This is a genomic window from Chitinibacter sp. ZOR0017 (assembly GCF_000799095.1).
In the GTDB taxonomy this organism is placed as follows: domain Bacteria; phylum Pseudomonadota; class Gammaproteobacteria; order Burkholderiales; family Chitinibacteraceae; genus Chitinibacter; species Chitinibacter tainanensis.
Genome location: NZ_JTLG01000011.1, coordinates 1 through 14,333 on the forward strand (window position 1 = coordinate 1; position 14,333 = coordinate 14,333).

Below are 14,333 nucleotides of genomic sequence, written 5' to 3' on the forward strand. Positions count from 1 at the left end.
GTCAGGCTGTGTATCTAATCTTTTTTGCATCGCTTCCAGCGTGTCTTCATGTTCCCAGCGCCGAACACGGCGATAACTGCTAGGCGTGCATTTTTCTTTGAGCGGACACCGGGGTCAGTCGGAGCTCCAGTACCTATTCATATTTAATCCTGCCTCAACACTGGCAAATCGCCAAATCAGACGACGACCCGCTGGACAAACATATTCATTCGCTACCGCATCAAAGACAAAATCGTCTTTGTCGAAACGACCCTCGGCCTTCGCATTGGAGGTCATTGGCTTGGACACCAAGGCGGTAATTCCTGCTTCTTCACAAGCCTGAATCTCTTCACTGCTGAAATAACCACGATCCGCAATGGCTTGCAGATTTGGTGCGACCATAGCGTCTTTTGCCTGCTTGGCCATTTTCACAAGCTGGCGTCGATCACTCCCATTATTAGTAACTTCATGTGCCACGATGAGGTGGTGCTGAGTATCGACTGCAGTTTGAACGTTATACCCGACTAGTCCACGGCTGGTACTTGTTGCCATGGCGCGTGCATCTGGATCGGTGAGGGAGATTTGTCCGGCAGGTTCTTGTTCGAGCTGTGCTTGCACCTGCTTGAGCATTGCCATCCGAGATTTTAACGTCGCCATTTTTTGCGTTAGCCGTTTGGTTCTTGCTTCGGCAATTTCAGCAGGCTGCCTATCGGCTGTATCCATAGCGGTCAGGTAACGTTCAATGCAATGGTCAATTTCCTGCATGCGTTTTTCAAGCTTGCTACGGGTGAAGTTACGATCATGCGAATTTACGGCTTTGAATTTGCTGCCATCAATAGCCACCGTCGCCTGTGTGAATAATTTTAACTGGCGGCACAGTTCAACGAACTGCCGACAAACATTACGGATTGCTTGTCCGTTATCTTTGCGGAAATCTGCGATCGTTTTGAAATCTGGCGACAGTCGACCAAGTAGCCACATCAATTCAACGTTTCGCAAACTTTCACGCTCGAGTCGCCGGCTGGATTGAATCTGATTGAGGTAACCATAGATGTAGAGTTTGAGCTGCAAACTGGGGTGGTAGGCTGGGCGGCCCGTAGCCTTTGGATCTGAGCCAGAGAAACCCAGTTGCCGTAAGTCGAGTTGCTCAACAAACTCATCGACAATCCGAACAGGATTATCTTCACCGATGTAATCATCTAGCAAAACTGGAAGCAAAGTACCCTGCGTTCGGCAATCACCCTGAACAAAGCGTGTCATCTAGGAGTCCCAACAAACGGTTTGTTCATTGTAGACCAGCTGTGTTTTCACACAGCCTCCGGCCAAAGCGGACTTTCATGTTTGAGGCATCAATGTCTGTTTGTAGTTACACTCCAAACTCTAACGTAGAGCTAACCGGCGCTGCGCGGCTTTCTCGTGCAGCGTCTAGAGAGCGAAGCGAACGGGGTTGAGCGTTAGGTTAGAACTCGGGGCGGAAATAATAGTTGTCATCGGGTGGGTCTGGTTCAAAAGTTAGGTTGGTGGTATTAACCTTAAGGGTTGATAACTTGCTATCACCGACGGCATCGATGAAATCACCTCTTCTGTCACCATGTGTACAGGAAATGATGTAGTCGACCAGATATTCACCGAATGGAATTTGCGCGGAAGACCATTGTCTGTCTTGAAACGTTCCCAGACGAACGGTTGGAATTACATAATTTTCAGTGGGTGCTTCGAGAACAAAATAGTGTTGAGTAACTTCTGCCATTTTCCTACATTGTGTCGTGAGGCGAGTTTTTTCGCTCGTCGACAATTGCTCAAGTATTCCATTCTTTGCTTGAGCAATAATCGCCTTATTGATCTTTAACGCTTCACAGTTGCTCTTAAAAACAAGAGCAAAATCAGCTCCAAACTTATGCTCCGCAGCGCCTGGACCACGGTCTGCCACGACGGTTGATTGAAGGTCAATGACACCATTTTTGTTACCAAAATTGATTTTCCCATCCAGTCGTCCCAAAAAGGCGTCAACGTAAGCACTTTCATGTGCATACCTCTTTCGTTCCAAACGAGATACGGCTTTTGAAACGTAATCATTAACCTCTTTGAGTAATTCTGAGCGACGCATAGGAGTCTCGATAAGTTCTAACGTTTGAGCTAAGCCGCGCCGCATTGCGGCGTCGGCTTGAGCGAGTTGTTATATTTTTTCAAAGTATTCCGAAATCAGGGCAGTGTTCTTAAGGTATGCATCAAGGACTTGGAATAGGAAATATTCGCCTTCTTTTTTAAAGTAAAAAGGGATATTAGCGTTATCAATTTTAAATGTTTTTATTTTTTTATATCCTTTGCTGTCTGGATTAGACAGTCTTTTTTCGTATTCTTCTAGGGTGTATAGAATTAACTCATGATCCAAGTGAGTTATGAGATATTCGTCATTGCTTAAAGCGTATTCAAGATGAACAACTTGAGTGATAATGTCGTCACCAACTATCTCAAAGTCTTCAATTAATTCTTCAAATGTTAAGCTGGACTTTACTGTGTCATGGCGAACCCATAAATTATCGCCATAATTCTCTTTGGAGTAAAACTTAGATAATTTAGGAAGGGTTGATACTTTTAACTTTAGAGGTGATCCGGTCTCCATTTCTTCCATGATAGGAATAAGGTCTGAAACGTAATCAACCCTAAATGATATGTCCGAGATGAATTTGTTTTTAATTAAATCTTCTATTGTAAAAAGCAGCTTTCTTGGAACATCAATCCAAAAATATTTATCAATGCGACAGTCTTTTATGGTTTGACTGTCCTTATTATTGTATATGCTTATATTGGAATTGAGATTAAGGAGGCTGTATTTCGAAAACTGAGCATCTTCTTTTTTTAGGTCTATGCCTATTTTTGAGTATTCGTCTTGAACAACGGATGAATACTTTAAATCCAATACTTCCATACGACCTCTCAATAGCTCATGCTTTGAATACAAAATGGAGCCGATGTAGTAACTTGCATAGTTTCTACGAATATATTCTTGATCGTCGTTTCCATGGATTTGCCTGAACGAGTTATTGAGAATTTCCAGGATGCCAGGAAACTCATTTATATTCTCTTCGATATGGCTGAGTAGCTCATGATATGTCTTGATGGTCAGCTTTCTATTTGCCTCTTCAAGTAGAGGGGCATAAAAAGCAATGGCACCAGGATTGTATGATCTTTCTTCAATTTTACGTAGTATTGCCCTCTTTTCATTTTCATGATTTTCCGTATATATGCGCATTACTTTTGAATGGAAGCTTTTGCAGTTTGATGAGGTTTCAATATAGGGGATTATCTTCTGAGTAATGACTGGGTTTTTTTCAAGAAATGCCCTGCAGAATTTTCCATGCGTGCAAAATTCACTTTTTTCCAGGGTCAGTTTATTTATTTCTTCGAAGAGTCCAATCATTACTCTTTATTCCTGTCACGCAGTGAGTTGAAAATATAACGTTGAAGCTTAGCCGTGAGCGGCGGCTTGCTGATGCTAGTCGGCTCGCGATTGGTTAGGCCTCTTGCAGGCACAGATCTCACCCGCCAGTTCAGACTGTAGTGGCATAGTAATTATGGCCATCGATAAATAGGTTTTGACTGCCACTTTGGCCAAACAGAGTGAATTGCCCACCGATACCTTCCGATAAACAGCGGCCCTTCAAGTGAAGGGATCTCTCTGAGCATCGAATGGCGGACCTCAACCGTCTATAGAAGATTAATTGTCACCTTGACTCTATGCTGACGCAATCGTCAGGAGCAACCTGTCGCTGCAACAGCACATGAAGGGCTGCATTGTGCACAAAACCAGCCGTTTTGCTCCGAACAGCAGCCGTCGGCTTTGGCCGAGCAGCAGTCACTCAGACTTCAAAATATTCATATCCTCTCGGCAGCATGCCACGAATGCCAGACTGGATCGTCACAAGTGTTCAGAATCCGCAAATGTCCGATTTACGCTGAAGATGGGCTAGCTCGCGAAACGTGCCCCTACATCGGGTGCCATCATTAAACGGCAGCGTGGCGGCGCTGGTAATCGGCATAGGCGCGAGCCACGCTGGGCGAAGGTTGTGCTGGGTCGCCAAGGCCAAATTCCTGCTGCAATTGCGGTAGATTTTGCTGCATGTATTCGATCACGCGGCCGAGATTGGCCTGCTGTTTGGCAAAGAAATTATCACGCTCGGTCAGCAAATTGGCGCTGCGGCTAAAATGCGCGCCAAACTGATTGATGGCCGCCATGGCAGCTTCTGGCTGACGTTGCCATTGCGCCGCAAGCTGGGCGGGGTCGAGCTTGGCGGTCTGGCTCACCGGGTCGATAGTCAAGCCCAATACGGCCATGCCTTGGATGCCTTGCTCGGCGCCATGAAACGGGCTGGCGATGCTTTGGGCCAGCTCATAGCGGGCCACTTGCGCGGCTTGCGTGCCAGCCAGTAGCTCGGGGTCTTGCAGATCGGCATTAAAATCAAAACGCCACTGATTGTATTGATCTACCAGCGCCTGCAAAGATTGCTGCACCGTGGCAAGATCTGCCGCCGGGCTGAGGCTAGCGAGGCGATCGGCTGGCTTGGTGAGCTGGCTCACGCCTTCTTGCATGGTGCTCAGGCGGCTGGATTGGGCCGGATATTGCACCGCCAGCTGATTGATGTGGCTCATCATCCGGTACGCGCTTTCCGGGTCAGGGAGGGCCAGATTGCGCCCGGTGGGCGAGAGGCCGGCGATGCTGCTGATTGCCGTGCTGGCAGAGGTATTGCCTGCTGATTGAGTATTGGTGAGGTTGCCCGCCAGATACCCTGCTGCTAGTTGGTTTAGGTCGAAGGCACTAGCGCCGCTGGCACGGCTGCCATTCAAGTCACTGAGGGTTTGAGTTTTGAATTGGCTGATCTGCTGCGCCAGCGCGCTAAGCTCACTGGGAATACGGGCCATGGTTCACCTCGGCAATCGAACGCTGTGCTTGATTAAAGCAGAAAACGTACCAGCCCGCCGGCGGGCTTATTCTTCGATGCCGATCAGGTTTTTTTCGATTAATTCATCCAGCAAAAAGCTGAAATCGGTGCTGGCCGAGCTATCGGGCGCGTAGCGGAAGACATCCAGATTGTCGCCCACGGCGGCCATGATGTCGTTGCTTTCGTGAATGATGGTGCGCAAGAGCTCGCGTGGGAAATGCTTTTCTAGCTGGGCGCGCACTTTTTCGTGGGTGGGGTTGCCGTCTTGGTAGCGGTTCACGATATAGCGGCGCTCGCGACGGCGATCGAATTTTTCCAGCCCAAACAGCGTGCGTTCGAGCATACAGGCGCCATTGAGCGCCAGAAACTCGGCCGCAACCGGAATCAGAATCAAATCAGCGGCCAGTAGCGCCGAAAATGACAAAATACCCAGCATCGGGCTGCAATCGATGATGATGGGCGTGCCGCTACCGGCCAGCATTTCGGCTTCCAGCGCCAGTTTTAGGCGCCAGATATGGTCGCGATGGCGCACCAATTGCGAATCCACCCGCGCTAATTCCAGATGCGATGGGATGAAATGAATACCGGGGCCTGAGGTTTGAATCAGGTCGGTGAGCGGCGAGGTGCCCTGATAGAAGCGGTAGATGCTTTGGCTGGCGCGCGGATTCAGGCCCCAGGTGGCGGTGAGGTGAGCTTGGGGGTCCAGATCAATCACCAGCGGCGCGATGCCATTTTGCGCCAGCGTGGCGGCCAGATTGGCTGAAAGGGTGGTTTTACCCACGCCGCCTTTCTGATTGAACACTGCGATTACCGTCATTGCCTCACCATCTGCTGTAGCTCGCCGGGCCAGCTACAGTCTGCCAATAGTCATCCTGCGGCCGATGATTATGCCATGACGGCCGCCATCCGACATGGTTACAATGCGCCACTATTTCATTTGTGAGTCATCAAGCATGAGCAGCCTTGCGCACCGTCTGGCCCAGGAATTGAACTGCAAACCCACTCAAATCAGCGCCGCCGTGGCTTTGCTGGATGAGGGCGCCACGGTGCCGTTTATCGCCCGCTATCGCAAAGAGGTGACCGGCGGTCTGGATGATGGCCAACTGCGCTTGCTCGCTGAGCGCTTACGCTATCTGCGCGAGCTGGACGAGCGCCGCGCTAGCATCATCGCCACGATCACCGAGCAGGGGCAAATGAGCGCCGCGCTGCGCGCCCAGCTCGATGCCGCCGATAACAAGCAAACGCTGGAAGATCTGTATCTACCCTATAAGCAAAAGCGCCGCACCAAAGCGCAAATCGCCCGCGAGGCCGGGCTGGCCACGCTGGCCGAGCAATTGCTAAAAAATCCGCAGCAAGACCCGGAAAAACTGGCGGCGGGCTTTGTGTGCGAGGGTTTTGCCGATACCAAAGCCGTGCTCGAAGGCGCCAAAGCTATCTTGCTGGAGAGCTGGGGCGAAGACGCCGCGTTGATTGGCCAGCTGCGCAGCCATTTACAAAGTAGCGGTTTGGTCACTAGCAAAGTGGTGAAAGGGCAGGAGCAGCCGGGCGCGAAATTTGCCGATTATTTTGATTTTGCCGAAAAATGGGGGGCGATGCCCTCGCACCGGGTGTTGGCGGTCTTGCGCGGCGCAAATGAAAAAATCCTCAGTATTGGCATTCAATTGCCGGAAGAAATCGAAAACGGCGCGCGCAGCAAAATCTGGAGCAGCGCCGAGCAGCGCATCGCGCGGCATGTGGGCATTAGCGCTCAGTGCGCCGAGCTGTGGCTGGGCGAGGTGGTGCGCGCGGCGTGGCGCACCAAGCTGGGCGTCTCGCTGGAAAACGAGCTGCTCACCGCCGCGCGTGAGCGCGCAGAGCTGGAAGCGATTAAAGTCTTTTCGCGTAATCTGAAAGACCTGCTGCTGGCCGCGCCCGCGGGCCCGCGCTGCACGCTCGGGCTGGACCCGGGCTTGCGCACCGGGGTGAAAGTGGCGGTGGTGGATGCCACTGGCAAATTACTCGCCACCGATACCATTTATCCGCACGAGCCGCGCCGCGATTGGGATAAAGCGCTGCATACCTTAAAAAAACTATGCGACACACATGGCGTGGAGCTGATAGCCATCGGCAATGGCACGGCCAGCCGCGAAACCGAACAGCTCGCCACCGACTTAATCGCCCAGATCGACGGCAAAAAACCGGTTAAGGTGGTGGTGTCCGAAGCGGGCGCTTCGGTGTATTCGGCCTCTGAATTGGCCGCCAAAGAATTTCCGCAGCTCGATGTCTCGCTGCGCGGTGCGGTGTCGATTGCCCGCCGCTTGCAAGACCCATTGGCCGAATTGGTGAAAATCGAGCCCAAGGCCATTGGCGTGGGGCAGTATCAACATGATGTGAATCAGACTGAGCTGGCTCGTATGCTTGATGCCGTGGTGGAAGACTGCGTGAATGCGGTGGGGGTGGATGTGAATACCGCCTCGGCGGCACTACTGGCTAGGGTATCTGGCTTAAGCCCAGTATTGGCGAGTAATGTAGTCGCATACCGTGATGAGTATGGCGCATTCAAAAACCGCAAAGCGCTGCTGAAAGTGCCGCGCTTGGGGCCCAAAGCCTTTGAGCAGGCAGCCGGCTTTTTGCGCATTATGCAGGGCGATAATCCGCTGGATGCCTCGGCTGTGCACCCTGAAGCCTATCCGCTGGTAGAAAAACTGCTGCAAAAATTAGGGCAAGACCTGCGCAGCACCATGGGCAATCGCGCCGCGCTGCAAGCGGTGGCACCCGAGAGCCTGACCGATGCTCAGTTTGGCCTGCCTACCGTCAAAGACATTCTGGCTGAGCTGGAAAAACCCGGCCGCGACCCGCGACCCGAATTCAAAACCGCCACCTTTGCGGCGGGCATTGAGAAAATCAGTGATCTGCAAGTAGGCATGGTGCTCGAAGGCGTGGTCAGTAATGTCACCAACTTTGGCGCGTTTGTCGATATTGGTGTGCATCAGGATGGCTTGGTGCATATCTCGATGCTGGCGAACACTTTCGTCAAAGACCCGCACGCGGTGGTGAAAGCCGGGCAGGTGGTGAAGGTGAAGGTGCTGGAGGTCGACGTGCCGCGCAAGCGCATTGCACTGACCATGCGCCTGAATGATGAGCCCGCCGCGCGCAGTGATGCGCGACAAGGTGGGCGCAGCCGTGGCGAGCTGACGACCGGCAAGTCGCACTCAGCGTCTGCATCCGCGCGCACGGGGCAGGGCCAACCCCGCCATCAGCTGGCCGCAGCGCCATTAAATACCGCCTTTGCCGATGCCTTGGCTAAACTGAAACGCTAGGGGTATAGTCAGCTAGATCTTGTGAAATATTGATCTGTAGGCAATACCTGCTTGGGTATGTGGTGGTGGATGCGCTCCGCCACCTGCCGCGTGGCCAGCGGCCGCGCCGGCGGCCCGTGATGGTCGTATACTGCGGGGCTGATTCCCGCCGCGAGCCCACGATGTCCGAACGCCGTTTTCCGCCTAGCAAAGACGAAATTGCCCTGTTTGCCCCATTTGCCGGGCTGACGCTGGCGCAGATTGTGGTGCCGCAAACGGCGGCCGAGTTTGCCGCCGCGCAGGCTAGCCTACTGGCCGCGCCGGTGCTGGGCTTTGATACCGAATCACGGCCGGTATTTAAAGTGGGCGAGGTCTCGCGCGGGCCGCATCTGGTGCAGCTCACCACGGCCACGCAGGCGTTTTTGCTACAAACCAGCCGCGCCGAATGTCGGCCATTGCTGCAGGCGGTATTGGCCAGCCGCGCGGTGGTAAAAGTGGGCTTTGGGCTCTCGTCGGATAAAGCTGATTTGCGGCGCAATTTCGGGCTGGAGCTCGATGCCGTGCTGGATTTAAATACGATTTTCCGCCGCCAAGGTTACACCAGCACGCTGGGCGTCAAAGGCGCGGTGGCGGTGGTGTTGGGCCAGCGGCTGACCAAATCCAAGCGGGTAACAACCTCGAACTGGGCCAACCCGCGCTTGCAGGATAATCAGCTCTTGTATGCCGCCAACGATGCCTATGCCGCACTGCAAGTCTGGCAGGCTTTACAGCTGCCACTGGCTAGCGCGCCGATTCATTATCGCGCGGCGCAGGGCGGAGCGGGGCCGGCTAGTGGCGATACAGCTGCATCAGCTGCTTAAGCGTGCCATCTTTGCGCATGGCTTCCAGTGCCGTATTGAGCAGGGTGACGGTGGCCTCATCCATACCTTGTTTGCTATAGGCAAAATGTGCGTCTTCCACCGCCCAGCTTACTGGCAGCGGCGCAATGTGCTTGAGCTTGAAATCGCGCAAAACTGCCTCGGCTGAGAGCGAAGAAGTAAATACCAGGTCGACCCGATTAAGCGCCAGTTTTTGCAAATTGGCCTGCATGGTGGGCGCCACATCCACCAAAATGCCGGGTGGCTTTTTGGCGAGCCAAGCGTCGATTTCTTTGCCAAAACTATCGCCCCGCGCCACCCCGATGCGCAGTCCGGGGTATTGGGTGAGGTCTTTCAGTGCATTCACCTGCCAGCGTTTTTGCCGTTGCGTGTTGTACATCAGCTGAATAATCGTTGGGCTATACGGGCCGGAAAAATACGCATACTGCTCGCGCTCCGGGGTTTTGAGCGCTTCCATGGCGATATCAAGCTCGCCACTGGCGAGCTCGGTTAGGGTGCGCACCCACGGGCGCTGCAGATACACCAGTTTGCACTGGCTGCGCCGCGCCATTTCGTTCAGCACTTCCACCGCATAGCCACGCATCTGGCCTTGCTCATCTTGGTAATGAAACGGCGCCCAGGTTTCCCAGCCCACTTTGAGCCCGCTCTGGCAATCACTGGCTGCGACCGGTGCGGCGCTGAGGCTGGCCAGTAGTAGCATGAGCAGGCTCCGCCAGCCCCGCCAATAGTTCAATATTCGGCCCATGATAATGCGCGCCCCCGGCCGCTGCCTCGCTCGATAGTGCAGCTATAGGCCAGCGGCTGTAAGCAAGCAAGCACCCTGCAGCTGCACGGTGCCACCACTGGACGGCTGGTGCTGTGGCGGTCGGTATGCTGGGGGGTATGAAGCTGAAGGCCTTTTTAGGTGTGGCCTACAGTCCTATACCTAATTATGACGAGCAGCTGACAGAGAGCTCGCTGGCCCAGCTGGGCGGCAAAGCGGCGTAGGCGGCAAATTCGGGCTGCTCGGCAAAGGGCTGGCGCAGGCACAGCTCCAGCTGCTGCACTTCGCGGTAATCCCCCTGCTGGGCGGCCTGAATCGCCAGCTCGGCCAGATGATTGCGCAAAATGTATTTCGGATTGGTGGCTAGCATTTGCGCGCTGCGGCTGGCGGCATCCACGCCATCTTGCAGGCGGGCTGCGTAGCGCGCCAGCCAGTCATCAAATTGCGTGCGGGCGAGGAATAAATCGCGCAGCTCGGCGCTATTTTGCTGCACGGGCCAATGCGAGAGCGTGCGCCAGAAAATCGTCCAGTCGGTGTGCGTGGCCTGCATTAGCTCGAATAGATCGGTGACCAAAGTCCAGTCTTCATCCAGCCATTGGCTAAAGCCCAGCTTGCGCTGCAGCAGCTCGGCAAACGCCGCTTCAAATTGCGGCTGATAGTCGCTCAAGGCCGCCAGCAAATCCTCGCGCTCGATCAGCGGCAGCAGCGCTTGGGCGAGGCAATGCAGATTCCAAAGACCAATTTGCGGCTGCTGATTGTAAGCATAGCGGCCGTTGTCATCCGAATGATTGCAGATATGGCCGGCATCAAAGCCATCCAGAAAACCATACGGGCCGTAATCTAGGGTCAGGCCCAGGATCGACATATTGTCGCTATTCATCACCCCGTGGCAAAACCCCACAGCTTGCCAGTGCGCAATCAGCGTGGCGGTGCGGCTAATCACCGCCTGCAGCAGCGCCAGATAGGGCTGCTCGGCGGCTTGGCAGGCTGGATAATGATGGCGGATCACCCAGTCGGCCAGCTCGCGAATGCGCTCTGGTTCGCCCTGGTAAAAGTAGTATTCAAAATGCCCGAAGCGCACAAAGCTGGGCGCCAGCCGGCTGACCACGGCCGCGGTTTCGGCGGTTTCGCGCCAAACCCGCTGCGGCGAGGCGGCCAGCGCCAGGGCGCGGGTTGTGGGGATACCCAGGTGGTGTAATGCCTCGGAGGCCAAGTATTCGCGGATGCTAGAGCGCAATACCGCCCGGCCATCACCGCGGCGCGAATAGGGCGTGGGGCCTGCGCCTTTGAGCTGCCATTCCCAAATTGCGCCTTCGGGCGCGGCAAATTCGGCGATCAGCAGCGCGCGGCCATCGCCCAGCTGCGGCACATTCACGCCAAACTGATGGCCCGAATACACGCTGGCCACCGGCTGGCTGCCTTGCGGGATGCGGTTGCCCAGCAGATAATCGGCCAGATCTGGCGTGGCCGCCAAATCCAGCCCCAGCGCTTGCGCCAGCGGCTGATTCAGCGCCACCACCTCGGCGCCCGGCATGGGCGTGGGCGCCGTCGGGGTGTAAAAACGTGGCGACAGCGTGGTAAAGCGCGGCTGCAAGGGCAAGGCGTGAAGCGGATGCGGCTGGGTCATTGCGAATAGTTGAGTTATTTAATCGGGTATTGCCTATTGTACGGGCCAGACCCGGGTTTGTCATGGGGAAAGAAGATGAGCGAAAAAGCGCCGGTGACGCAGGCGATTCGCTGTTTGCGCCAGCAGAAAGTGCCATTTGGCGAGCATTTATACGCCTACGAAGAAAAGGGCGGCACGGCCGTTTCAGCCCGCGAGCTGGGTGTGGATGAGCATTGCGTGATCAAAACCTTGATCATGGAAGACGAGAAAAAACAGCCGCTGGTGGTGTTAATGCATGGTGATAAAGAGGTCAGCACCAAAAATCTGGCCCGGCTGATTGGCTGCAAAACCATCGCCCCGTGTGCGCCCGAGGTGGCCAATAAACACAGCGGCTATCTGGTGGGCGGTACTTCGCCGCTGGGCACCAAGAAAACCATGCCGGTGTATGTGCAGCAAAGCATTCTGGATTTGCCGCTGATTTATCTGAATGGCGGCAAGCGCGGGTTTTTGGTGAGTTTGGCGCCGCAAGCGCTGGCCAGCTTGCTGCCGGTGCAACTGGTGGATGTGATTGCTTGAATGGATGGATTGGGGTATTGCCAGCCAAGTAGCGAATTAATTGGCGTGGCTGGGTATACATGCCAATGCATGCCGCTGGCTAGGTAATGCCGCCATTCAGGCCGGTTAAATCTTGCTTGAGATTGATCAGCGTGCCCGAATCAATCATGCCCTCCAGCCGATCGACAAACTGGCTGGCTTGTTTCAAGAGATTGCTGCGCTCGCGCGGCTCGGGCGTGGCTTCGGAGCGCAGGTATTTGATGATGGCGTGGGTAGAGGAGAGCAGCAGCCGCTGATTGCAGGTGCTCTGCGCCAGCGGAATGAGCCGCTCTAGCGCCAGCGTGTATTCGTTTTTCAGCATCAGCTGCACGGCTTCGTTGTTCAGCTCGGTGACTTCGCTGCCGCTGTGCTGGATAAAATGCTGCCACACCGGCCGCATATTGGCCGCGCTTTCCAGCATGCCGGAAATATGCCGGGTGGTCACAAAGCGCCGCGCCAGCGCGTACAGCCATTTATAGGGCGGCGCATGATGGTCGGGCTGCTCGCCTTCCAGCGTGGGTGGGCAAATCAGGTCGGCGGTCATGATAAAGGCCATGCCGATTTCAAGCGTGAATTCGCTATTGCTCAGATATGCCGCTGCGTTTTCCAGCTGCTGCGGCTGGCCTTCGTACACGGCGCTGGCCAGAATATCGATCACCCGATTGCCGAGCGAATCATCGCGTTTGGCAATTTCACGCACCATGCGCAGGTATTTGTCGGCGTCCGAGCCATTGTTTTCGCGCCGTGCCGCCAAGGCTAATTGCAAAACGGTTTCGCTATTGAGTACCGCCGAATTGCCGCCGCAAGTGACCGCGCGTTCCAAAAACTGCTTGGCCCGGCCGGCATCGCCGAGCATATTGGCCAGATTGCCGGCTTTTTGCAGTCGGCCGACATTATTGGGCGTCATGGCCAGGCATTTTTCAAACACCGCCATCGCTTCGTTCAGGCGCCCCTCGGCCATATACATCGAGGCGAGTTCTTCGTAGGCATCTACATACTGCGCGTGTTCCACAATCGCCGCCTGAATCATACTTTCAGATTGGGTTTTCTTGCCTTGCCGCGCCAACGTGCGCGCTAGCCCCAACTTGGCCCACGGCACAATGCGCTGGTTGAGGATTTCTTCATACAGGCGTGCCGCTTCATCCAGGCGCCCGGCTTCCAGCAGCAATGAGGACAGTAGACGCATAAGGTCGCTACTAAAACCCGCGGCCTTGGGCACCAAGGCTTTGGCTTCATTAATCGCGCCCATGGTGTCGCCGATGTTGATTTTGTCGTACACGGGCTTGAGAAAGCGTTTGCGCTGCCAGGCTTTGGAGAGCCGCTGGGTGAGATCGCGGCTGGTAAAGGGCTTGATCAGATAATCATCAGGGCCAATTTCGGCTACCGCCACGACCTTTTCATACGAGGCCTCGGCGGTGATCATGATCCAGATCGTATACAGCGGCAGCTCGCTACTGTGGCGCAATTCCTCCAGTAGCTCCTGCCCATTCATGCCTTCACCAAAGTGGTAGTCGCACAGCACCGCGTCATACTGGCCATTGCGTAGCCGGCGACGGGTTTCGCCAATGCTGCTGGCCGTATCAACCCGGTTGATGCCGGATTGAGCCAGCGTCATGCGCACCGATTGCCGCACCGTTGGGGCGTCATCAGCAACGAGGACATGGGCCTGAGCAATTTCTTCAGCGGACATAGGCCTGTACAGAGTAAGGTTTCTATTACTATCGGCCAAAATAGCCGAAGCTCAAAGTGCGGGATCGACCGGATGGTAAAAACGTACAATCCTCGCGCAGGGTGTATGCTGGCGTATTCGTGTGATCAGCGCCTTGAGCCAAATGCCAGCATGAGCCAAAAACCGACTTTTCCTGCCTTGATCATGCTGTTGCTCGCGGCAACGGCGCTGGTTTTTTATTGGGACGCCTGGTCTGCCTGGCAAAGTAATTCGATGGTGGGGCACTGCAGCAGTTTGCATCCGGGCGCCGTGTGTACGCAGGCGACTGCCGTTGGGGCATGGCTATTTGCGGGCGGCTCCCCGGCGCAGGGCTATGCCGTGCTCTTGGCGGGCTTGGCCAGCGGCTTAATGGGGCTAGTGATCTTGCTCTGGCGGCTAGGGGCGCACCGGCAGGGGCGTTCGCAGTAATCAGCGCAGAAGCGGGAATGCGCTTTCACTAGCCAGAAAAGAAAAAAGCCCCAATCTTGCGATTGAGGCTTTGTTCAAGAATTTGGTGCCCAAGAGAAGACTCGAACTTCCACACCCTTGCGGGCGCTAGGACCTGAACCTAGTGCGTCTACCAATTC

11 protein-coding genes and 1 pseudogene are annotated in these 14,333 nt (G+C 54.9%); 4 read left to right on the forward strand and 8 right to left on the reverse strand.

The annotated features are described in order from the left end of the window. From L991_RS03480 to L991_RS03500, 5 genes and pseudogenes are all read right to left on the reverse strand, one after another. Positions 1-1,239: pseudogene (locus tag L991_RS03480) on the reverse strand (IS1182 family transposase); the annotation flags it as partial. Between the two features lie 199 nt (positions 1,240-1,438). Beyond that, positions 1,439-2,086 carry a hypothetical protein gene (locus tag L991_RS03485; RefSeq protein WP_156128968.1) on the reverse strand — a complete coding sequence of 216 codons (648 nt, stop codon included), beginning with the start codon at positions 2,084-2,086 and terminating at the stop codon, positions 1,439-1,441. A gap of 69 nt (positions 2,087-2,155) precedes the next feature. After that, complete coding sequence (locus tag L991_RS03490; protein WP_047392323.1) at positions 2,156-3,400, reverse strand: hypothetical protein; 1,245 nt, start codon at positions 3,398-3,400, stop codon at positions 2,156-2,158. Between the two features lie 584 nt (positions 3,401-3,984). After that, positions 3,985-4,899 carry a hypothetical protein gene (locus tag L991_RS03495; protein ID WP_047392327.1) on the reverse strand — a complete coding sequence of 305 codons (915 nt, stop codon included), beginning with the start codon at positions 4,897-4,899 and terminating at the stop codon, positions 3,985-3,987. Positions 4,900-4,965: 66 nt separating this feature from the next. Then, positions 4,966-5,736: a ParA family protein gene (locus tag L991_RS03500; RefSeq protein WP_028450876.1), complete on the reverse strand. Its 771-nt coding sequence runs from the start codon at positions 5,734-5,736 to the stop codon at positions 4,966-4,968. 136 nt (positions 5,737-5,872) lie between these two features. On the opposite strand from L991_RS03500, the gene L991_RS03505 reads away from it, so the two are divergent. Further along, on the forward strand, positions 5,873-8,218 hold the full coding sequence (locus L991_RS03505) for a Tex family protein (RefSeq protein ID WP_047392330.1): 2,346 nt from the start codon (positions 5,873-5,875) through the stop codon (positions 8,216-8,218). A gap of 161 nt (positions 8,219-8,379) precedes the next feature. Continuing rightward, on the forward strand, positions 8,380-9,057 hold the full coding sequence (locus tag L991_RS03510) for a 3'-5' exonuclease (protein WP_081986497.1): 678 nt from the start codon (positions 8,380-8,382) through the stop codon (positions 9,055-9,057). Here the strand turns inward: L991_RS03510 and L991_RS16295 are convergent. Both L991_RS16295 and L991_RS03520 read right to left on the reverse strand, forming a co-directional pair. Continuing rightward, positions 9,026-9,775 carry an ABC transporter substrate-binding protein gene (locus L991_RS16295; protein WP_052190560.1) on the reverse strand — a complete coding sequence of 250 codons (750 nt, stop codon included), beginning with the start codon at positions 9,773-9,775 and terminating at the stop codon, positions 9,026-9,028. The two genes, L991_RS03510 and L991_RS16295, sit on opposite strands and share 32 nt — an antisense overlap. Positions 9,776-10,004: 229 nt before the next feature. Next, a complete protein-coding gene (locus L991_RS03520; RefSeq protein WP_052190561.1) occupies positions 10,005-11,465 on the reverse strand; it encodes a YdiU family protein in 1,461 nt (486 codons plus the stop codon). A 75-nt stretch (positions 11,466-11,540) separates the two neighbouring features. Between L991_RS03520 and ybaK the strand changes: the two genes are divergently transcribed. After that, positions 11,541-12,020 carry a Cys-tRNA(Pro) deacylase gene (ybaK, locus tag L991_RS03525; protein WP_047392333.1) on the forward strand — a complete coding sequence of 160 codons (480 nt, stop codon included), beginning with the start codon at positions 11,541-11,543 and terminating at the stop codon, positions 12,018-12,020. Positions 12,021-12,099: 79 nt separating this feature from the next. Here the strand turns inward: ybaK and L991_RS16300 are convergent, their stop codons facing one another. Beyond that, positions 12,100-13,728 (reverse strand): response regulator, encoded by a 1,629-nt coding sequence (locus L991_RS16300; protein WP_051259113.1) that lies wholly within the window; start codon positions 13,726-13,728, stop codon positions 12,100-12,102. 72 nt (positions 13,729-13,800) lie between these two features. Here L991_RS16300 and L991_RS03535 point away from each other — a divergent pair, with 72 nt between their 5' ends. Further along, positions 13,801-14,175 carry a hypothetical protein gene (locus L991_RS03535; protein WP_156128969.1) on the forward strand — a complete coding sequence of 125 codons (375 nt, stop codon included), beginning with the start codon at positions 13,801-13,803 and terminating at the stop codon, positions 14,173-14,175. Positions 14,176-14,333: the final 158 nt, after the last annotated feature.

What these genes read in the sequence shown, in the direction of transcription:
- L991_RS16300 (WP_051259113.1), bottom strand. Translation starts at nt 13,728, where the DNA reads ATGTCCGCTGAAGAAATTGCTCAGGCCCATGTCCTCGTTGCTGATGAC.
- L991_RS03510 (WP_081986497.1), top strand. Translation starts at nt 8,380, where the DNA reads ATGTCCGAACGCCGTTTTCCGCCTAGCAAAGACGAAATTGCCCTGTTT.
- ybaK (WP_047392333.1), top strand. Translation starts at nt 11,541, where the DNA reads ATGAGCGAAAAAGCGCCGGTGACGCAGGCGATTCGCTGTTTGCGCCAG.
- L991_RS03490 (WP_047392323.1), bottom strand. Translation starts at nt 3,400, where the DNA reads ATGATTGGACTCTTCGAAGAAATAAATAAACTGACCCTGGAAAAAAGT.
- L991_RS16295 (WP_052190560.1), bottom strand. Translation starts at nt 9,775, where the DNA reads ATGCTACTACTGGCCAGCCTCAGCGCCGCACCGGTCGCAGCCAGTGAT.
- L991_RS03485 (WP_156128968.1), bottom strand. Translation starts at nt 2,086, where the DNA reads ATGCGTCGCTCAGAATTACTCAAAGAGGTTAATGATTACGTTTCAAAA.
- L991_RS03500 (WP_028450876.1), bottom strand. Translation starts at nt 5,736, where the DNA reads ATGACGGTAATCGCAGTGTTCAATCAGAAAGGCGGCGTGGGTAAAACC.
- L991_RS03505 (WP_047392330.1), top strand. Translation starts at nt 5,873, where the DNA reads ATGAGCAGCCTTGCGCACCGTCTGGCCCAGGAATTGAACTGCAAACCC.
- L991_RS03520 (WP_052190561.1), bottom strand. Translation starts at nt 11,465, where the DNA reads ATGACCCAGCCGCATCCGCTTCACGCCTTGCCCTTGCAGCCGCGCTTT.
- L991_RS03495 (WP_047392327.1), bottom strand. Translation starts at nt 4,899, where the DNA reads ATGGCCCGTATTCCCAGTGAGCTTAGCGCGCTGGCGCAGCAGATCAGC.
- L991_RS03535 (WP_156128969.1), top strand. Translation starts at nt 13,801, where the DNA reads ATGGTAAAAACGTACAATCCTCGCGCAGGGTGTATGCTGGCGTATTCG.